This is a genomic window from Acinetobacter sp. CWB-B33 (assembly GCF_039655955.1).
Lineage (GTDB): Bacteria > Pseudomonadota > Gammaproteobacteria > Pseudomonadales > Moraxellaceae > Acinetobacter > Acinetobacter bouvetii.
Genome location: NZ_JAGFEU010000001.1, coordinates 324,955 through 346,684 on the forward strand (window position 1 = coordinate 324,955; position 21,730 = coordinate 346,684).

At 44.6% G+C, this 21,730-nt stretch carries 12 protein-coding genes; 7 read left to right on the top strand and 5 right to left on the bottom strand.

Features of this window, described 5'->3' with window-relative positions; translation table 11 throughout:
- Nucleotides 1–182 precede the first annotated feature (182 nt).
- Together JZ784_RS01610 and JZ784_RS01615 are read left to right on the top strand one after the other, a co-directional pair.
- Nucleotides 183–9,461, top strand: coding sequence for an ESPR-type extended signal peptide-containing protein (locus tag JZ784_RS01610; protein WP_346313550.1), 9,279 nt, complete (start codon nucleotides 183–185; stop codon nucleotides 9,459–9,461).
- 62 nt (nucleotides 9,462–9,523) lie between these two features.
- Nucleotides 9,524–10,321, top strand: coding sequence for an OmpA family protein (locus tag JZ784_RS01615; protein WP_346313551.1), 798 nt, complete (start codon nucleotides 9,524–9,526; stop codon nucleotides 10,319–10,321).
- A 273-nt stretch (nucleotides 10,322–10,594) separates the two neighbouring features.
- Here JZ784_RS01615 and JZ784_RS01620 read toward each other — a convergent pair whose 3' ends face one another.
- From JZ784_RS01620 to JZ784_RS01630, 3 genes are all read right to left on the bottom strand, one after another.
- Nucleotides 10,595–11,293: a pirin family protein gene (locus JZ784_RS01620; RefSeq protein ID WP_346313552.1), complete on the bottom strand. Its 699-nt coding sequence runs from the start codon at nucleotides 11,291–11,293 to the stop codon at nucleotides 10,595–10,597.
- Between the two features lie 115 nt (nucleotides 11,294–11,408).
- Nucleotides 11,409–12,509, bottom strand: a complete 1,101-nt coding sequence (locus tag JZ784_RS01625; RefSeq protein WP_346313553.1) for a hypothetical protein — start codon at nucleotides 12,507–12,509, stop codon at nucleotides 11,409–11,411.
- Between the two features lie 138 nt (nucleotides 12,510–12,647).
- The gene (locus JZ784_RS01630; RefSeq protein ID WP_346313554.1) at nucleotides 12,648–13,880 is read right to left on the bottom strand and encodes a L,D-transpeptidase; all 1,233 of its coding nucleotides are present in this window, start codon (nucleotides 13,878–13,880) and stop codon (nucleotides 12,648–12,650) included.
- A 204-nt stretch (nucleotides 13,881–14,084) separates the two neighbouring features.
- Here JZ784_RS01630 and hemE point away from each other — a divergent pair, with 204 nt between their 5' ends.
- The 5 genes from hemE to JZ784_RS01655 all read left to right on the top strand — a co-directional run bounded on the left by hemE (nucleotide 14,085) and on the right by JZ784_RS01655 (nucleotide 20,299).
- Nucleotides 14,085–15,155: a uroporphyrinogen decarboxylase gene (gene hemE / locus JZ784_RS01635; RefSeq protein WP_346313555.1), complete on the top strand. Its 1,071-nt coding sequence runs from the start codon at nucleotides 14,085–14,087 to the stop codon at nucleotides 15,153–15,155.
- A 33-nt stretch (nucleotides 15,156–15,188) separates the two neighbouring features.
- A complete protein-coding gene (locus tag JZ784_RS01640) occupies nucleotides 15,189–15,995 on the top strand; it encodes a DUF817 family protein (RefSeq protein ID WP_346313556.1) in 807 nt (268 codons plus the stop codon).
- Between the two features lie 145 nt (nucleotides 15,996–16,140).
- Nucleotides 16,141–16,611 (top strand): DUF3015 family protein, encoded by a 471-nt coding sequence (locus JZ784_RS01645; protein ID WP_005011321.1) that lies wholly within the window; start codon nucleotides 16,141–16,143, stop codon nucleotides 16,609–16,611.
- A gap of 84 nt (nucleotides 16,612–16,695) precedes the next feature.
- Nucleotides 16,696–18,594: a DUF4105 domain-containing protein gene (locus JZ784_RS01650; protein WP_346313557.1), complete on the top strand. Its 1,899-nt coding sequence runs from the start codon at nucleotides 16,696–16,698 to the stop codon at nucleotides 18,592–18,594.
- A 325-nt stretch (nucleotides 18,595–18,919) separates the two neighbouring features.
- Complete coding sequence (locus JZ784_RS01655; protein ID WP_346313558.1) at nucleotides 18,920–20,299, top strand: diguanylate cyclase; 1,380 nt, start codon at nucleotides 18,920–18,922, stop codon at nucleotides 20,297–20,299.
- Between the two features lie 88 nt (nucleotides 20,300–20,387).
- Here JZ784_RS01655 and blaOXA read toward each other — a convergent pair whose 3' ends face one another.
- Complete coding sequence (blaOXA, locus tag JZ784_RS01660; RefSeq protein WP_346313559.1) at nucleotides 20,388–21,221, bottom strand: class D beta-lactamase; 834 nt, start codon at nucleotides 21,219–21,221, stop codon at nucleotides 20,388–20,390.
- A gap of 91 nt (nucleotides 21,222–21,312) precedes the next feature.
- Nucleotides 21,313–21,672: a cupin domain-containing protein gene (locus JZ784_RS01665; RefSeq protein WP_346313560.1), complete on the bottom strand. Its 360-nt coding sequence runs from the start codon at nucleotides 21,670–21,672 to the stop codon at nucleotides 21,313–21,315.
- Nucleotides 21,673–21,730: the final 58 nt, after the last annotated feature.

The window sequence follows — 21,730 nt, forward strand, 5'->3', positions numbered from 1 at the left end:
TTGAAAATTACGTTATTTTATTGTAATAATTTGATAATGAAATATTTTTTTTAGTTGTATTTTTTATAATGTATCATTTCTTTGTTTAATAAATGTATCTTTTGGTAAAAGAGTGGAGAAATTGTGCATTTTATTATTTATAAAAATGTGATTCTTCTAATAAATCCAAATAGGTAAATAATATGAATAAAGTATACAAGCTGGTGTGGAATGTTATTTTAGGAGCTTGGGTTGCAGTTTCTGAAATAGCAAAAGGTAAAAAGAAATCATCAGTAAATAAACTAATTCAAAGTTCGGTCTTAGTATTATCAATTTTAAATTCTGGTGTTGTATTGGCACAGGATATTAATGAAAATTTGAACGTAAATGGTAATCTCGCGGTGGCCGGAGATACTACGCTGACAGGTGCTTTAACTTCTACTGGGGACGTGGTTGCAAACGGGATATCCTTGGCTGCTGTTGGCAGTGATTTAAACATACTGAATGATCAAGTGCATAATGCCACAACAGGTTTGGCGACAAAGGTATCTCAGTCTGATTTTGACACTTTGGATAATCAGGTCAATGATGCAAATACAGGCCTTGCAAGCAAGGCTTCCCAAACAGATTTAAATCAAACTCAAAACAGTTTAAATACGCTGAATAATCAAGTTAATGATGCAACAACTGGCTTGGCAAGCAAAGCATCTGCTGCTGATTTAGATACACTGAAAAATCAAACATGGAGTTTACAAACCAATGGGGGAGCAGCGACGGCTGTTAAATCAACGGATACTGTAAATTTTGTGAATGGAAAAAATATAACAGTGGCCAATGCAGGAACGAATATTTCAATCGCAACGGTTGAGAATCCTGAATTCAGCACTGTAAAAATTGGCGATGCGGGCAATAATACAACTTTATCCAGTACCGCAGATGGTTTGGATGTTGGTGGAGATAAGCTAACTAATTTGGCGGACGGCAGTATTGCAGCAGGCTCTACCGATGCAATAACAGGCGGTCAAATTAATGATTTGCTATTCCAAAGCGGTCAGGGGATTAAATATTTTCATACCAATTCAACCTTGGCTGATTCAGAGGCAACAGGTTTAGATTCAGTTGCTATTGGCCCAGTCGCAAAATCAACAGGTGAATCGTCCATTGCTGTTGGGCATTTTTCTAATGCAACAGGATTAAACAGTATTGCAGTAGGTAATACCGCAAATGCCTTAAATGATTATTCGATTGCTTTTGGTAAAGAAACAGGTGCTCTAGGCGCAAACTCGACTTCTATTGGTAATGGCGGTCAAACTCGGACACTTACCCCCACCTATAATATTTCAAGTACTCAAATTGTAGCGATTAATGGAATTCCTGTTACTGCTACAGGTACCGATATTTCAAGCATTACGGAGATTAACGGTGTAGCGGTTACACCTGCACAAGTGACCCAGTTTGTCAGCGCCATTCAAAATGGCGCAAATATGGCTGTAGGTGACAAAAGTGTTTCACTGGGCGCATCTACTCTTGCTGGCGGTCCATCAAGTGTCGCCGTTGGTAATGCAGCATTAGCAACAGGAACCAATTCAAATGCAATTGGTAATGGCGCAAATGCCGGAGGGAGCAACGCAAATGCTATTGGAACATTAGCTTCGGCAACGACCAATGCCACCGCGGTGGGCAATGCTGCAGCTGCAGGTGGGAGTGCGAGTGTCGCAATTGGTAACCAAACTGCATCGGGAGGCGCCAGTTCTGTAGCTGTTGGTGATGGGGCTAAAGCCAGTGTTGCTGATGGAATTTCGATTGGTAGTAATGCAGGGGCTGGCTCAATTGGCTCTGGTACCGTAGACCGTAATGGCCATATCGCAATCGGGGCAAATTCAGGACAAAATATTGAAGGTAATCAGTCTATTGCGATTGGGGTGGGAGCAGGCAGCAACTCAGCGTTGAATACAACAAGTTCAGATTACAATATTGCATTAGGTACAGATGCCGGGTCTAATTTATCTGGGAATCAAAATATTTCCATTGGTTTTGGCAGTAATAAAGACAGAAATGACACGATACAAAGTTCCGTAGCTTTAGGTGCAGCAACGATTACTGAAAGTTTGGCTGTTGCAATAGGGACGCGAGCCAATGCTGCTCAAGGAGGGATAGCATTAGGCTATGATTCCAGTGTGATCGGAACATCAGGCGTTGCCATCGGCTTAGATTCTGTCGCCAACCAAAACGACGTTGCATTGGGAGCAGGCAGTGTTGCTCAAACGAATTCATTAGGTGATGGGTATATTACAAATTCATCTGCTGGAATTGGCGGTTTAAACATTGTCTCAGTTGGCAGTTCCACGGTACAACGCCGAATTACCAATGTTGCTGATGGTTCGGATGGACAAGATGCCGTGACGGTTAATCAGATTAAGGCATTACAGAATGATATTATTCGTGTGATGGGGGCAACAGATTCAACTGGAAACCCTGCGGCTGTTGACAGTAATGGTAAGTTGCCTTTAATTCAAGTCAATGTGAAGGATTCGACAGGGAATACCACCAAGTTGCCAACCACCATTCAAGATGCTTTTGACTTGTTGGGAAGTGGGCAAATTGGCGGCATTGTACCCGATGCTGTACTTTATAACTCAGACAAGTCAGTGGTAAATTTAGTCGGCGCAGATGGAACCATTATTCGTAATGTGAAGGCGGATAATAATGATCTGACTTCAGCTGTTAATGTTGGGCAGTTGAAAGCAGCAGTTGCCGAAGCTGGACCGCAGTATTTTTCAGTCAAAACAAGCGATATGGATAATAAAAATAATTCGGGTGCAAGCGGGGATGATTCATTAGCCATTGGTCCAAGCGCGAGTACTTCAACACTTGCAGTCGGGAGTGTCGCGCTCGGTAATAATGTAATTGCAGCCAGAGAGCGTGCTGTTGCAATTGGAGCAGGTGCAGGTGCTGTTGGCGCTTCTTCAATTTCAATTGGTGATTCTTCGATTGCATCGGGTACAAATAATATTGCGATGGGTAAAAGTGCTGAAAGCCGTGGTGCAGATACCATTGTGATAGGCAATGGCTCAGAAGCTGATGGAACGAAATCTGATTACGCAGTTGTGGTCGGAAGTGAAGCAGAAGTCAATTCTGCCAATCAGGGCATTGCAATTGGACGTCAAGCCCTTTCACAAGGGGATAATGGCACCGCCATTGGTTATCAGGCTAAAGTCAGTGGTGCTCAGGGAGTTGCTCTAGGGCGCTTTGCGAATGCCAGTGCAGAAGATGCGATGGCATTTGGGGATAATTCTAAAGCTTCGGGTATTAGCTCGACTTCAATCGGGTCTGATGCCAATAGTACAGCGCAAGATGGTTTGGCAATTGGTTCACAGGCAAAGAGTTTTGCTGCAAAAGCGACAGCAATCGGGCAAAATGCTGAAAGCTCAGGTGAAAATGCAATTGCTTTTGGCGTGAATAGTATCAGCCGTGCCCGTGATGCAACCGCGATAGGCAATAATGCAACCTCAAATGGCGTGAATGCAATTGCATTGGGCAAACAGTCCAATGCCAATGCATTGAACTCGATTGCTTTAGGTACAAGTTCGACAGCGCTGCAGGAAGATGCAGTTGCTATAGGGAACAGTGCTTCCGTAACGGCTAAAGGTGCATCTGTATTTGGTAAATCAGCAACAGCTTCGCATGAAAACGCCGTCGTTCTTGGGAATAATTCGGTTTCTGCGGCGTATGTTGCCACTTCATCAACCACAATTAATGGAAAAACCTATAACTTTGCAGGCGCTCCAACTGCGTCATCGAGTGTAAGCGTCGGAGATGCTGGATCTGAGCGAACCATTGTTAATGTTGCGGCAGGGCGGATTAGCAGTTCAAGTACAGATGCGGTTAATGGCAGCCAACTCTATCAAACCAATCAGGCGATTACAGACTTAGCCGATACTGCGCTGAGTTTTGCTGGTGATAGTGGCGCCAAGGTGGAGCGTAAATTAGGGCAGCAGCTTGATGTTAAAGGGGGCGCCACAGGAGTGCTTACCGAGGGCAATATTGGTGTTGTCGCAAATGGTACAGATACTTTGCAGCTTAAATTGGCAAAAGATGTAAACCTTACTGCACAAGGCAGTTTGACTGTGGGTACAACCAAAGTGACGGATGGCCGGGTTGAAATTAAAGACGGCGCAAATAACAGCAATGTTGGTACTTCCACTCAAAACGTGATTGCCTCTGGCGCAAACAGCAATACCAGCGATGCCAGCAGCATTAACTTAAAAAATGCGGCCAATAATGTATTGCTCAGTGGCACAACAGGTACTTTAACGGGGCTAACCAACAAGACACTCACGGCAGCTGACTTTGCGTCAGTGGGCCGAGCAGCGACTGAAGAACAGCTTAAATTAGTCAATGACACGGCCCAGAATGCCAATAAGGGTTGGAACTTAACCACCAATAAAGACGTAAGCAGCACTAATATTGCACCAGATGAGACGGTCGATTTTTCAAATAGCGACAGCAATTTAGTTATCAGCAATACCGGCGCAGATGTTGATTTGAAACTGGCGGAAGTGGTGAATATTGGCGGCCTTCCAGGAGGTTCAACCATTGCGCTTAATGGAAAAAATGGCACGATTACTGGCTTGACCAATACCACCTTTGATCCAGTGAATTATGTTCCTGGGCGGGCTGCAACAGAAGATCAGCTGGCTACACCGCTCACTTTTGTCGGAGACAATGCGGGGGTAAATATCGACAGAAGGTTAGGGCAGCGCTTAAGTATTGTCGGTGGAGAATCCGTTGCATCAAATCTGACGGATAACAATATTGGCGTGGTCGCAGACGGTACCGATAATAAGCTCACGATAAAACTTGCTAAAGACATTAAGCTCGACAGTGTCAACGCAGGGGGAACGGTTATTGACAGCAAAGGCTTAACCTTTGTGAATTCAAGCGGCGGCGCAGTGCCAAACTCACCGAGCGTGACGGTGACAGGCATTAATGCAGGCACCAATAAAATTACCAATGTTGCAGCTGGCGATATTACGGATAGTTCGATGGACGCTGTCAATGGCAGTCAAATTAAGCAGATTGTTGATAGAGGGTTTAGTGTCAGTGCAAATGCAGACACCACAGCCAAAGATACCATTGCGCTGGGGGAGAATGTTGATTTCAGTGCGGCCGACAGCAATATTAAAATTACCAATACGGGCAACAACGGCATTACTTTCGGTTTAGAGCCCGTCGTTAAAATTGGACCAGCCACGGGCGGCAATCCTGTGATGATCAATGGCAATATTGGAACCATTACAGGCTTAACCAATAAAACCACCACCAGCAGTGACTTTGCGACAGTGGGCCGTGCGGCGACTGAAGAACAGCTGAAAGCAATGCAAACGGGCCTAAACAATGCAGGCTTTGGCTTAACCGCAGAAGATGGCAATACTGTAACTAAGACATTGGGTGAAGCTATTGATGTGATTGGTGCAGATAGCAATATCAGCACGAAAGTGTCTGGCGGCAAAGTGGAAGTGGAGTTAGCTAAAAATATTGATTTAACGGCTGCTGGCAGTTTAACCGTTGGAAAAAGCAAAATTACCGATGGAAAAGTTGAATTAAAAGATGGTAACAAATCCAATATTAGTACAGTTGACGGGACTACTGTTAGTGATGGTACGAACAGCAGCTTAATTGGCGCAGGCAATATTAGTATTCGTAACAGTACATATCAAACCCAAGTAGGCCCAACCCAAATTATTGTTGGTGGTGCAAATCAAGTTACTGTAAACGGTTCCACTGGGCGTGTGAGTGGGTTAAGCAATACGGCATGGGACCCCAATGGGATTTATAATCAAAAACAAGCTGCTACAGAAGAGCAATTAAAACAAGTCAGTGATGTGGCTCAAAATGCGAATAAGGGCTGGAACTTAACCACCAATAAAGACGTAAGCAGCAGTACTAATATTGCACCAGATGAGACGGTCGATTTTTCAAATAGCGACAGCAATTTAGTTATTAGCAATACTGGTGCAGATGTTGATTTGAAATTGGCGGAAGTGGTGAATATTGGCGGCCTTCCAGGAGGTTCAACCATTGCGCTTAATGGTAAAAATGGCACGATTACAGGCTTGACCAATACCACCTTTGATCCAGTGAATTATGTTTCTGGGCGGGCTGCAACAGAAGATCAGCTGGCTACACCGCTCAGTTTTGTCGGGGACAATGCGGGGGTAAATGTCGACAGAAGATTAGGGCAGCGCTTAAGTATTGTCGGTGGAGAATCCGTTGCATCAAATCTGACGGATAACAATATTGGCGTGGTCGCAGACGGTACCGATAATAAGCTCACGATAAAACTTGCTAAAGACATTAAGCTCGACAGTGTCAACGCAGGGGGAACGGTTATTGACAGCAAAGGCTTAACCTTTGTGAATTCAAGCGGCGGCGCAGTGCCAAACTCACCGAGCGTGACGGTGACAGGCATTAATGCAGGCACCAATAAAATTACCAATGTTGCAGCTGGCGATATTACCGATAGTTCGATGGACGCTGTCAATGGCAGTCAAATTAAGCAGATTGTTGATAGAGGGTTTAGTGTCAGTGCAAATGCAGACACCACAGCCAAAGATACCATTGCGCTGGGGGAGAATGTTGATTTTAGTGCGGCCGACAGTAATATTAAAATTACCAATACGGGTAACAACGGCATTACTTTCGGTTTAGAGCCTGTCGTTAAAATTGGACCAGCCACAGGCGGCAATCCTGTGACGATCAATGGCAATATTGGAACCATTACAGGCTTAACCAATAAAACCACCACCAGCAGTGACTTTGCGACAGCAGGCCGTGCGGCGACTGAAGAACAGCTGAAAGCAATGCAAACGGGCCTAAACAATGCAGGCTTTGGCTTAACCGCAGAAGATGGCAATACTGTAACTAAAACATTGGGTGAAGCTATTGATGTGATTGGTGCAGATAGCAATATCAGCACGAAAGTGTCTGGCGGAAAAGTGGAAGTGGAGTTAGCTAAAAATATTGATCTAACTTCTGCCGGCAGTTTAACCGTTGGAAAAAGCAAAATTACCGATGGAAAAGTTGAACTCAAAGATGGCAACAAATCGAATATTAGTACAGTTGACGGAACGACTGTAAGCAATGGAAGTAATATCAGCACTGTAGGTGCAGGTGTTATTCATGTGAGTAATGGCGCGTATCAAACTGAAGTAGGCCCAACCCAAATTATTGTGGGCGGTGCCAATCAAGTTACAGTAAACGGTTCTACTGGGCGTGTGAGTGGATTAAGCAATACGGCATGGGACCCAAATGGAACATATAATCAAAAGCAGGCTGCGACAGAAGAGCAATTAAAGCAAGTCAGTGATGTTGCTCAAAATGCCAACCAAGGCTGGAATGTTAAAACAGACACCGTTTTAGGAACAACACAGGTCAAACCAGGAGATACTGTCGATATTGGATTAGCAACGGGTGAGAATAACTTAAAAGTTGCTGCGGCAAACGACGGTAATGGAACAACAACAATTGATTTCAGCTTAAATAAAGATCTGAATATTGACAGTGTCACCGCAGGTACTGGAACAGACAAGACTGTCCTCAATAAAGATAGCGTGACAGTGCAGGATGGCGCCACTCAAAGTGCTATAAATGCAGGCAGTATTATTGTTAAGAATACTGTAAATAATGTTGTACTTGACGCGAATAAAGGCACGCTTGAAGGTTTAACCAATAAAACCACCACTAGCAGTGACTTTGCGACAGCTGGCCGCGCAGCAACCGAAGAACAGCTGAAAGCAATGCAAACAGGGCTAACAGATGCTGGCTTTGGCTTAAAAGCTGAGGATGGCACTACTGTTACGAAGAAACTAGGCGAAACCATTGATGTGATTGGTGCAGATAGCAACATCAGTACCAAAGTTTCTGGTGGAAAAGTTCAAGTTGAACTAGCTAAAAATATTGATTTAACGGCTACAGGCAGCTTGACTGTCGGAAAAAGTAAAATTTCCGATGGAAAAGTTGAACTCAAAGATGGTAACAAATCGAATATTAGTACAGTTGACGGGACTGCGGTCAGTGATGGCATCAACAGCAGCCTAATTGGCGCAGGCAATATCAGTGTCAGTAATGGTACATATCAAACTCAGGTAGGCCCAACCCAAATTATTGTGGGTGGAGCAAACCCTATCATGGTAAATGGTTCTACAGGAACCATCGGCGGTCTAACCAATAAAACCTTTGATCCGAATAACTTTGTCAGTGGACAAGCTGCGACAGAAGATCAGTTAAAACAAGTGAGTGATATCGCTCAGAATGCAAACAAAGGATGGAACTTAACGACTAATGGGGGAAATACTAGCCAAGTGAAACCGGCGGATACTGTTGATTTTTCTAGTAAAGATGGAAATATTAATATCAATAATAGCGGAAACAACGTCAGTGTTGAATTGGCCAAAGATATTAAGGTGGATAGCGTTACGGCTGGAGATACTGTTGTTAACAATAATGGATTAACGATCAAGGGCGGGCCAAGTGTTACGAAAAATGGCATAGATGCGGCAGGCACTAAAGTGACAAATGTTGCTGAAGGCAGCATCGCACAAAACAGCAAAGATGCTGTCAACGGCAGCCAGATTCACGACATTATTGGTGATGGCGCATTCCAAGGCGGTGATGGAAATACCATTACGAACATAGGCGGGACAGGTGCGACGAATATTAATGACGCCATTAGTTCGATCAATCAAAAAGCTGGGCAGCATTCTACCGTGGTTGCGGGTCAAAATATGACTGTTACAGAAACAACGAATAGCTCTGGCGGGAAAGAATATAAGGTTGCGACGGCGGATGATGTGAAATTCAATTCAGTGACATCCAATACGGTCACTGCAAATACAGTCAAAGTTGGAGATGTTGTCATTGACCAAAATGGAATTAATGCGGGCAACAAAAAAATTACCAATGTGGCAGCAGGTGAAGTTTCAAGCACGTCTAAAGATGCAGTAAATGGTTCGCAGCTAAATACCTCAAACCAATATATTACGACATCATTAGGTGGGGGCGCAAAATATGAAAACGGACAATTTACAGCCCCAACCTATAATGTAAACAATGGAACCTACCATAATGTAGGCGATGCTTTAGGCGCGCTTAATCAGGCGGACATTGATTTAGGCAATAAAATTACAAATTTAGGAGACCGTATAGAGCAGGTATTCTATGACACCAATGGACGAATAGACGATGTAGAGAAAAAGGCAAATGCAGGCATTGCCGCTGCTATGGCAATGGAGGGTGCACCATTTGTAGCAGGAAAATTCACCTATGCTGTTGGGGCCGCATACCATGGCGGGGAAAATGCTGTTGGTGTCACATTGCGTAAGACTGCTGACAATGGACGCTGGTCATTGACTGGCGGCGTGGCTGCGGCATCACAGGGCGATCCAAGTGTACGTATTGGATTAAGTGGTGTGATTGATTAGACCTTTAAGCTAAGCCCTTAAATTTGTCCATTTTACTTAGAATATGAATGAGAATAACTGCTATGAAAAATATACTTCTTTATTGTGTGATGTTGTGTGTTCCGTTATCGACTATTGCAGCAGAATCGCCTGCTGCAACAGATCAGCAAGTCAGTTTTCCGGAACTCAAGAAAAGCTATTTGAAACAAGTTAAGCGTTATGAAGTGAATGATATTGCACGGCTCGATGTGGGTTTGGATAAGAATCAATTTCGGCATATCTTAGGTGATCCGCAATTTAATGAAGGCGTATTTGGCGCTAAAACGTGGAACTATGTTTTAGACATTCGAGTGCCGAATACCCAGCAATATAAACGCTGTCAGTTAAGAGTTGACTTTGACCGTCAAACGTTGTCTGAACGTTTAAGCTGGAAAGGCGATGCTTGTGAAAAACTTACGCAGTATTCCGAGCCAGCAGCAAAGCCTCAACTAGTACCGCTAGCAGCTGAAACTGCAGATGCAACAGAGACTGCAGCCGACATTCTTTTTGAATTTGACTGTTCAGATGCAGCAGGAATTGTGACAGGTGAAAACTCTATAAAAGCATTGGCAAATCGCATTAATCAAACCAGCCAGACCAGCTCTGTCATTGTGGCGGGTTATACGGATCGATTAGGTTCAGATGACTATAATCAGAAGCTTTCTCAGGCGCGCGCCAATACCGTGGCTCAGTTACTGGTTCAATATGGTGTATCGCCGAATAGGATTAGGATTGAAGGAAACAGTAAAACTGATTTATATCAAAAGTGTGAGAATGGTCAGCGCAGTGCAAGTTTAATTGATTGCCTTGGGCCTAATCGCCGTGTAAATGTCGATTGGTAAGAGGTGTAAATTAGATCTTTTGATTAAAAAATGCTCAATATGTTTTTAGATTGTGCTGACGCTTTTAGCTTAAAAAATAGCAAATTAGCAGAATTAAATCGCCAAACCTAATTCTACTATTGGCTATGCCTTGTACCGTGTTGACAGATCAACACTGGAAAAAGTTTAAGGCTATTCAAGTGATTCATGCTCTGCTCATGCATACTGAATGCGCCGCACATAAAAAAGCCTTCATCGCGAAGGCTCTTTTATTGCTCATTTCAGATGGTGAAATTACTGAATATTTTCAGGCAAATCAAACCAAATCACTTGCGCATCTTCCAGCGCCTTCATTTGCGCAGCGTCGACAAATGCAATGGCATCACCTGCATTGACAGTATGTTCATCTATTTGCACCGCACCTGAAATGACATGCACATAATTGATGTGCTGTACGGCTTTCACTTCCAAAGATTGGCCTTTTTCAATGAAGGCAGTTTTCACCTCAGCATTTTGACGGATGTGCATCGGCGCATTGGCATTTGGCCCAACAATCAGGTGCCACTGATTAGGCTGCTCGCGCGGGTCACATTTAATTTGCTGATATGTCGGTTCAGCATTGCGTTCATTGGGAATAATCCAAATCTGCAGTAAATGCGCCTGTTCATCACCCTGATTCATTTCACTATGCTGAATACCCGTGCCGGCGCTCATCAGTTGCCATTCGCCTGCTGCAATACCGCCATGGTTGCCCATGCTGTCTTTATGCGTAATGGTGCCTTTTAACACGCAGGTTAAAATTTCCATGTTGTCATGCGGGTGCTGGCCAAAGCCTTGATGCTCGGCAATCAAGTCATCATTAATCACGCGCAGCGCGCTGATACCCATATGTTTTGGGTCATACCAGTTGCCAAAGGAAAAGCTGTGTTTAGATTCCAGCCAGCCCATTTTTACATGTCCACGGGATTCACTGCGGTGTAAATAAGCATTCATCATCTTATTCCTCTATTATTGTTAACTTGAGATCAGTTTATTGTTTTATATCTGCAAGTGAAAGTGTATAAAAGCAATACAGCGTTTCATATTTAAGACAAATGAGTTTTCCATATTAAGGCTGCTGCGCATTGCAAAAATGCTGTCTGAACTGCAGCCAGCTGTAGGTTTTGCCGTTTACATAATCCCTTAAAAAATTTTGATACAAGGCTGGCTGGCGCTGCAGCCACGGATTGCCCCAGTGCACATTTTTAGCCGCAGCTTTATCATGATACACCCAGTAATCCTCTAAACAGCTGCTCGGTTCCGGGCGCTGGCCTTGATTGGCTTCATTATATTCATCGTGCATATTTTCGGCATTGACACCGCCATGATCAACTTTGATTTCAGCCCGTTCGCTCGGTGTCAGCAGGCGTTTTTCAGTATGTTTAGTCAATTTTCCATGCGTATAAGCATAGCTGTACTCAATATCATATGGGTTCAAAGTCTGATAAACACCAGGTGTGCGGGTGGTGTACTCAATAGTGCTGTCTTCATATTCGCCATTATTTTCATTCATTTTCGGGCCAAAACCTAAGCCGTTTTCTGGAGAAGGCGCAGTAAATTGAGTGCGGTGAAGAATTTTGCCTTGAGGCGTGACTTCAATCAGCTCATAGCTGGTCCGGTAAAAATAGCTTTTAAAATTTGGATTCAAGGCAATATTCCGCGCCATTTCCGCAGGCGTATGGAAATATCGGCTGCGGAAAATCAGCACTAGGTTTTTATCGTGCGGCTGAATGCCGAAAAGCTGATGGTCTTTAAGCTGATGCGGTAATTGCGGTTTGAGCATGATGGGCTGCATTGCAGCGCCATAAGACTGAACAAGGGCAAAATAGCTTTTGCTGCCTACGCTGGTATACAGCAGTGCCGGATTTGCCGCCTCTGATAAAGGATAGTAGCGCACGGCATTTTTCCCATTAATGACAAAGTAGCGGGTGTTGCTTAAAAAATGCTGTGAAGAATCATCATGCGGATTGTATTTCTGATCGCGGATCTTTTTTTGATCAGACCAATTTTCAGGATAAATAGACTCATCGCCGTCATCAGAAGAGGCGTCAATATAGATAACATTTTGCTCTTCTATGTCCAGCGCTGCATGCGCCATGTGTAATGTTGAAAAAAATAGGCCTGCGGTGATGCCTAAAGTATAGAAAGTCTGTTCTAAGCTCAGTTTCATATTGAACCTTAAATGTTTTTTATTGTGATGTTTTTGATGTCAATGAACGCACTGTATAACCGTTATTTAAAATAAAATGCCATAAAAAAAGTGCTTTATTCGAAAATAAAACACTTTTATTGATTTGCGACGCAGCAATTACTCTAAGAATTTAACCGTCACGCCAGATTTCACTTTTTTGCCCAAATCGTTGGCATCCCAGTTGGTCAGGCGGATACAGCCGTGTGATGCAGTTTTGGAAATCGCTGAAGGATTTGGCGTACCGTGAATACCAAATGATTTTTTGCTTAAGCCAATCCAGATGTTGCCCACTGGGCCGTTCGGGCCGGGCGGCAAAGACAGCGGTTTGGTATTTTTGCCTTGCACAAAGTTGCTTGGCGAGTAGCTGTACCACGGATTTGGCGCGACACCCGTCACTTTGTACGTTCCTGTTGGCGACGGCGTATCTGAGCTGCCGATGGTTGCAGGGAACGAACCGATCATTTGGTTGCGGCTGTTAAACAAGTACAGCTGCTTCGCGCCTTTGTGCGCCACAATTAGATGAATGTCTTCAGGCACTTCATTGCGGATATTGGCCACAATAATTTTTTCGCCAGCTTTGCTGAACGTTGCCTTAGGATTGATTTTCTTTAAAAAATCTTCATCCATATGGAATTTTTCACCCAGCATTTCAGTTACGCGGGTGTAATACAAACCCTTCATTTTGGCTTGCAGCGCATAATCACGTGGAATTGATGCGGCATAAGGACCTTTTAGGTCTGCATCCGTAATAGTGTATTCAATAAATGCCGGTTTGCTGCCTTGCTTTGCAATTAATGCATCCCAAGTTTCTTTGGTCAACGTCCCAGTTGGCTTAAGGCCATTCATTTGCTGGAATGAAGCAATTGCTTTTAGCGTATTTTTACCGCTTGAGCCGTCAATTGCGCCTGGTGAAGCATGCGCATTGTTCAGCATGACATGCGCGCGGGCATATACAGGGAATTGGCCTTTGCCAATATCTTCATACCACTGCGCATTATTCAGGCCGTCTAATGTCCACGATGCTTTTGCAGCAGAGGCGCTGCCGGCAGAAGCTTTAGGTGCGGTTTTTGGCGCTGCAGCAGGAGCGGCGCCAACATCGGCGGTTTGATCTTCAGATTTTTGCAGATCGTTCAGCGTTTGAGACGCTTTATTTAAATCTTGTTGTTCTTGTGACGTAATTTGTGTTGATGCAGAAGATGCTGAATCAGCGGCAAGCGGGTCAATCGGGTCTTGAACAGCTACATCCGTAATTACCTTTGGATTTAATGGTTGTTCAGAAGTGGCTGCGGCAAAAGCTGTACCCGCAATTATGCAGCTTAAACTCATTGCGAGCATTGTGCGAACGAACATGTAACTCAACCTTAAGAATTATTCATTTACAATGTGAAAAAACGGTTGCAAGTATTGCAGAAAAATTGGGGGGATGCAGTATTTGTTTTGTGTAAATATCATATTTATCTTTGACAATAAACGATTTTTAAAATTCTGAGAAATTACTCAATTTGAAGGGTTTTTGTTATGATGTTGCAAAGTTGAAAATAGATGGAAAAGTAAATGACGGCCCTCAAAAATGATCGTTTCCTGCGTGCATTGCTGCGCGAGCCAGTAGACGCCACTCCCGTATGGATGATGCGTCAAGCCGGCCGTTATTTACCCGAGTACCGTGAAACACGCGCCAAAGCGGGCGATTTCCTTTCTCTGTGCAAAAATACCGATTTTGCCTGTGAAGTCACCCTGCAGCCCTTGCGCCGTTACGATTTGGACGCAGCAATTCTGTTCTCTGATATTTTGACCGTACCGGATGCGCTGGGTTTAGGCTTGTATTTTGAGGCCGGCGAAGGCCCGAAATTTCATAAAACTGTCCGTACAGAACAGGATGTTGCAAATCTGCCTGCATTTAATGCCAAGTCAGATTTGGGCTATGTCATGAATGCGGTGAGTGCGATCCGTTCTGCTTTAGGTGGCCAAGTGCCTTTAATCGGCTTCTCAGGCAGCCCGTGGACGCTGGCGACTTATATGGTTGAAGGCGGTTCAAGCAAGGATTTCCGCTTTACCAAGCAAATGATGTATGCGCAGCCCGAAGTGCTGCATGCGCTGCTCGGTCGTTTGGCTGATGCCGTGATTGACTATCTGAATGCGCAAATTGATGCGGGCGCGCAGGCGGTGCAGATTTTTGACAGCTGGGGCGGAGCATTGGCGCACCGTGAATATATCGAATTTTCTCTGAACTATATGCAGAAAATTGTAGCGGGCTTGAAGCGTGAAAAAGATGGCCGCAAAGTGCCGGTAATTTTATTTACCAAAGGCGGCGGCCAATGGCTTGAGCCGATGGTGGCGACAGGCGCTGATGCATTTGGCTTAGACTGGACGACACCGCTGAATGTTGCGCGCCAGACCGTGGCGGGCCGCGCTGCGCTGCAGGGCAATTTAGATCCGGCCACATTATATGGTTCGCATGAGACTATTGTGAAAGCCACCAAAGCCATGCTGGATGATGCGTATGCCCATGGTGAAAAAACCGGTTATGTGGCGAATTTAGGCCACGGCATTACGCAATGGGTGGATCCTGCAAATCCGAAAGCCTTTATTGATACGGTGCATGAATACAGCGCAAAATATTTGTAATGAATTGAGTCCAGTGAAGCCGAGTTTTTTAGTGTGATCTCAATTTTTAAATCTTGTTTTGAGTTTTCCTATAAGGCAGCTTCGGCTGCTTTATTTGGGATATTGCTGCTTGCCGCTTTTGTGCTGACCGCATTTATGGGCAGCCAAGAGTTTTACGGTTTTTTCCGTTACGATTATCTGCTGTTTTATGCGCTGACCATTCAAGCCTGTTTGCTGTATTTAAAGCTGGAATCCTGGGCGGAAGCCAAGGTCATCGCCTTTTTTCATATGATGGCGATGGTGATGGAAATTTTTCTCACACATCCGCAAATTGCCTCCTGGCAGTATCCGCAGCCGGCGGTATTTAAAATTCTAACCGTGCCGCTATTTGCCGGATTTATGTATTCCGCCGTAGGCAGTTTTTTTGCCCGGTCTTTACGTTTATATCAGGTCTCATTTGAAAAGCTGCCCAGCTTTGGCAATATGCTGACACTGGCTTTATTGTCTTATCTTAATTTCATGAGCAAATTTTTTGTTCCAGACATCCGAATGATTTTATTTGTCTGGAGCATAGCCATTTTCTGGAAAACCAGAATCAAATTTCAGCTGCAGCGCCATCAATTTCAGCTGCCGATGCTTCCGGTCTTGGCTGTTTTGGCATTTATCATCTGGATTGCGGAAAACATCAGCACATTCTATAAAATCTGGCTGTACCCAAGTCAGGTCGAGGCATGGCATATGGTGGGCTGGGGCAAACTGGGCTCTTGGTATCTGCTGCTGCTGCTCAGTCTGGTTTTGGTGTTGAAAATATTAGGCACACGGCAAGACAATGGTATGTGGGAGCTTAAAAAATCCGCTTAAACAAGAGGTTGATATTTAATCAACTCTTTATTCTAAAATTGTTTTGCGTTCTTTGTTATATAACGGTAATCTGCCAAAGTACAAGAAAATTTGTACATTTTTTAATAATTAAAAACATTGAAAATGATTTTTCTGGAGAAATGCTATGTTCAAAAAATTAGCTTTAGCTGCAGTTTTAGCGGCTGGTTCTACAGCTGCTTTCGCAGACCGTGACGCCGGCTGCGGTATCGGCTCTCAAGTCTGGGCAGGCCAGTCAGGGAAGGTTCCAAAAATTTTAGCGGCAACAACCAACGGTCTATTTGCTAACCAGTTGTTCGGTATTACTTTTGGTACCTTAGGTTGCAGCGGCACAGGAACTGTAACAGCGCAGGCGGTTACATTTACCAATGAAAACTCAGAATCTTTAGCGCGTGATATGGCGGTTGGCCAAGGTGAAAGCCTGAATGTCTTAGCAGAACTGCTGAATATTAAAGCGGCAGATAAAGCGCATTTCTTTGCGGTATCTAAAGCCAATTTTTCTAAAATCTACGCAGCTGAAAATGCGTCTTCTGTGCAAGTGTTAGCGTCTTTACAAAGCGTTATGGCGCAAGACAACGTATTAAAAGCATACGTTTAATTTCTTTAAGCAAAACCCTGTCCATCTGGCAGGGTTTTGTTATATCTGCATGTTTAAAATATTCTCCCAGATGATTAGGTATCCATGAAATTATTTGCTTTATGCTGTGCATTTGCTGTGTCTGGGGTCACTTTCGCGCAAAGTCCATCAAATGAAATTCCTGCCCATGCGCAGGCGTATGTGCAGCAGGCAGAACAGCAGCGGCTGGCGGATGAAATCATTTGGCATCGTTTAATGTACGCAGATCAGCATGGAAGAAGTGAAGTCACTTACAGCGGTTATTTTTTCTCTCAAGATGGACAGCATAATCTGCACAGTGAACTGAGCGCCAATATACAAGCGCTGTTTCAGGCTGCTTTGCCCAATCAATCCATCCGCTGCCGTTTTCCTGCCCGCAGCCAATGGCTGATGGAACAGCTGAATATTCAGTCTGCGCAATTGCCGGCGGTTCAATGTCCAGAATTGGATGACTGGTTTGGCAAAATCAATCCGTATAAAGCAACCCTGATCTACGCCACAGACTTTATGGGCAATCCCAGTTCAATGTTTGGGCATACGCTTTTGCGTATCGATCCTAAAGATCAGAAACAGCTGAATTTAGTCTCGTACGCCATTAATTATGCTGCGACGGTCACCAATGCTGATGGCTGGTCATTTGCATGGAAAGGCTTAACAGGGCAATACCCGGGTGAATATTCACTCATGCCGTATTACCGCAAAGTGAAAGAATATGGCGATTTTGAAAGCCGCGACTTGTGGGAATATGAACTGAATTTATCTGAGGCGGAAACCCAGTTTTTGGTCAAGCATATTTGGGAAATGCAGAAAGTCACCTTTCCTTATTATTTTGTCAGTGACAACTGCGCATACCGCTTGCTGGGGCTGCTGGATACTGTCCGTCCAGAACTGGATTTAAAGAACCAGTTTAAAGTCGCTGCGGTTCCAATTGAAACCATACGTTCGGTTGAACGGCAGGGGCTGGTTGCAGATACGGTCTACCGTCCAGCCTTGGAAACGCAGCTCTTGGCGCAGGCCCGCCAGCATGGCCGTATTTTGGCGCAAAAGGCGCACCAGCTGGCTTTTACAGCGCCGCTGCATATGCAGGCGCAATTGTCAGCCTATTCAGAAACAGAGCGCGCTAAAATTTTAGAAATGGCGTATGACGATTTATACCTCTATTTAACCTCACGCAAAGTTGAAGGTGAATTTGCCCAGCCGCGGCTGCGCCAGATTTTGGTACTGCGCAGTGAAATCCCTGCGCAAAAACAGCGCACCGATGCGCCGCGCCCAAATATGGACCCTGTACAGGGGCATCATGCTAGAAATTTTCAGCTTAAAGCCGGTGAAGTGCAGGGGGACAGCTTCGTTGAACTGGGGCACCGGCAAGCCTATCATGATTTAATGGACCCGCAGGGCGGCTTCCGTACAGGCACACAGCTGATGTTTTGGGATGGCGCAGTGCAATATCGGCAAGATACACTGAAGCTGGAGCATTTTGACTTTCTGTCTGTCAATTCCTATAACCCAGTCACGCCGTTTAAGACTCCGCTGTCGTGGGGCTTTAACTTTGGCTGGCAGCAGGAGGCCTTAGGCGCTCACGGCCAGTTCAGTGAAACACAGCAGCATGGCGTAGCCAATTTGAGTGTGCAGGCGGGTTTCAGCAGGGCAAACAGCGGCCGGCGCCATTTATGCTATGCGCAAATGCAAGTGCATTTTCAGGGCAGCAAGGCTCTGGATGACGGCTGGCGTGCCGGGGCTGGACCAGCGCTGGGTTGTCAAAATATCTGGTCAGATAACATCAACAGCTTGGTGCAGGTCGAGCTGCCTTTTTGGCAAGATCAGAGCCAATGGAATGTCAGGCTGAATAGTCAAATTCAATATGCATTGAATGCACAAAATGCACTGCGTCTGGGCTGGGAGTTTCAGCAGCAGCATGGCTTTGATTGGGATAAAGCCAGTTTCGAATTTGTTCATTTCTTTTAAGCCATGCCGGATGTCGAATTGCGGAAAAGTGTCCTCCTGAATGATGGTTAAATCATAGCCCAGTTTAAGAGCGCTCCCCATTTGTTCAGCTACTCTGTAAAAGCATTTAATCCTGTCTGAAAAAACACTGCTTATTGAGACCAACCGCCTGATTTTTTATTTTGATTTTTAGCATACTTATCACTCAATTTTATGTAAATATTTAAAATTAAAATACTGTTTTTTATAAAAAGATTGATTGGGTCACACTATTCATATTATGTATAATTTGCGGCACTATTATTTTTTTTGATGGCTGGATGTTATAGCCGCTGGGACAAAATGTATGAATACTGAAAGCATTGCAAAGCTTGCAAAACAATGGAAACTTATTTGCGATGATTATTCAGTCGATATTTTAAATGATGCTGTTCAATTCATACAAAGGCACTCTGAAATTTTGGTGGTTGAATTTTATAAAAACATGATGCTGGAAAAAGAGGCCTCGTATTTTCTTTCGGATGATATTGTCCAAAACCGCTTAACCAAGACGCTGAATCAATGGCTGATTGAATCCTTTAATGCGCCGCTGCAGCACAAGTTTGAAGAGGTTGCCGCGAAGCAGCAAATGGTCGGTAAAGTCCATGCGCGGATTGGCATACCGTCTTGGCTGATCATGCGCGGCATTCGGGAAATCGAAAAGAAAATATTCAGCCTGAAGGCTGAATCTCAGTATGCTGAAAATTATACATTAAGCATGATCAGCTATATTTTTCAGATTCTGGGCTTCAGTTCAGAAATTATGTGCCGTTCCTATGAAGTCAATATTGAAAAGAATAATGACATTAAGCACAGCTACCGTTTATTTTCCGCCATGCAGGATGCGTCTGTGCAAAAAGACAAGCAGCGCAGTTCATTGCTGGATTGGGAAAATGAACTCATGTTTAAAGTATTTTCAGATACGCAGCGGTTTACGCATCCTGCACTGTCAAAATCTGAATTCGGCCTCTGGTTTATTCATAAAGCGGCTTACGCTTTTAGCGGTTCAGAGCAGGTGGATGAAATTATCGGCCGGATCCATGAAGTGGATTTACTGAATAATCATGTGCTGGAATGCGGGCAGAAAGAGCAGACCATTGCGCTGATTCAGCAGATGCGCAGTAAAAATAGAGAAATTCAGCATCTAATTGATCAGCTGTTCCAAGTGGCTGAATATATTGATTCAGGCAATGATGCGCTGACACAGCTGCTGAACCGCCGCTATTTAGAGACCATTGTTTCGCGTGAGATTCATTTTTCACGCAAGAATCATTCGCCGTTGTCACTGCTGGCGATAGATGCGGACTTCTTTAAACGGATTAATGATAAGCATGGCCACGCTGCTGGAGATTTGGCGCTGCAGTTTATTAGCGAAGTGCTTTTAGAATCTGTGCGGGGCAGTGACTATGCCTTCCGAATTGGCGGAGAAGAGTTTTTACTCTTGCTGGTTGACAGCGATTTGATCCGGGCGCAGGAGATTGCAGAGCGTATCCGTAAGCGTGTGCAGGACACGCCCATCCGCTCATCGCTGGGCAGCAGTTTCAATTTTACAGTCAGCATTGGCTGTGCGCTGTATGACGGGCATCCAGATTATCAGCGCTTTTTAGATGCTGCCGATGCCGCGCTGTATGCCGCTAAAAACAAAGGCCGCAATAATGTGTATTTAGCAAAATTGAGTACCCAATAGTCGCGGCGGAATAGAAAAGCCGCAATTTGCGGCTTTTCTATTCAAACTTCTGGGGGTAATTCAATCCATGTTGGGATTTGAAAAAGGCTTATAGGATTTTGAGCTGCTTTAAGCTGCTGATCACCAGCTCTTGACGCAGAGATGCCGGTGTGGATTGCTCCATTTCTATGTTGAGTGAAAAGGCTGTGGTTTTGCCCTGAGCATCTTCAACCCAGCCGGTGTACCAGCCGACTTGAGGTTCAACATCCATGCCCCAGCCGCTTTTGGCATAGAGCGCTTTACTGCCGATCTGTTCAATAAACAGCATTTTAACCACTTGCTGCTGTGTGCTTTTGCGAAAGGGCAATTGCAAGTGGGACAGCTGATCGGCAAATTGCACTTCCTGCCTTGGTGTAATTTTAAGCGGGCCCATCAGCCAGAAATTATCGACTTGAGCGCCAATATCGCCATTGCCAAATTGAACCCGCTTCACTTCATATTGCATCAGCGCTAAGCCAATCCTGCGCGCCAATTCTTGATATACCGGCACGGCAGAGGCGGCCATGGCCTGCGCTAAGGTCAAATCTTTTTCCCAAGCTGGAAAGCTGCGTTTTTCTCCATTCCATTTGAATACTTCGTCTGGGGAAGTTTTGTTGTGTTCAATGCCAATCAGGGCATTCAGCATTTTAAACGTGGAGGCCGGTATAAATGGCTGATCTGCGCGCTGTATCGCATTGCCGTATTCCTGCAGATTTTTGCCGCTTTTAATGAGAATCACGCCTTGGACATTGGCTTGATTAAACAAATCGCGGATAGCGGCTGCATCAGTTAAGTGGCTGGCATAGGCAGAATGCGTTTGATTATGCGGAAAGGGGGATGCTGTGCAGGCGCCCAGTAAAATTATGGGCCATAAAATTGCACAGTATTTTGTGAAAGGATTCATCCATTGAACTCTGAAAGTTGCTTGAAGCACTATGCCAATAAATATGCAAAATTACAGCGAATTCATGTGATTAATCTGTAACTTAAACCGCTTAAACCGCGACATTCACATAGTATTTTTTGACTGCCTCAACCACTTCAAACGTGCCTTCAAAGCCAGGCGGAATAATGCCTGCTTCGCCAGGGCCGACTTCAATCATGATATTGGAATGTTTGTGATGAATACGCACACGGCCTTCAATCACCGTAAAGAATTCTTGCTTATTTGGCGCAAAAACAATATTCCAAGCGCCCACTTCACATTGCCATATGCCGCAGTCCATATTGGGGTGCTCATATAAGCTGCAGGTATGGCGCTCAGGATTGCCTTTGACCAAGCGGTCTGGCCGCGGGAAATCAACGGTGCGTTCACTTTGAGTTGGCCCTTGGCCCGCAACTGAAATAGCTGACATAGCAGATTCCTTGCTCAATACATTCAATAAGTGTTTGAAGATGAAATTTAAATAATGC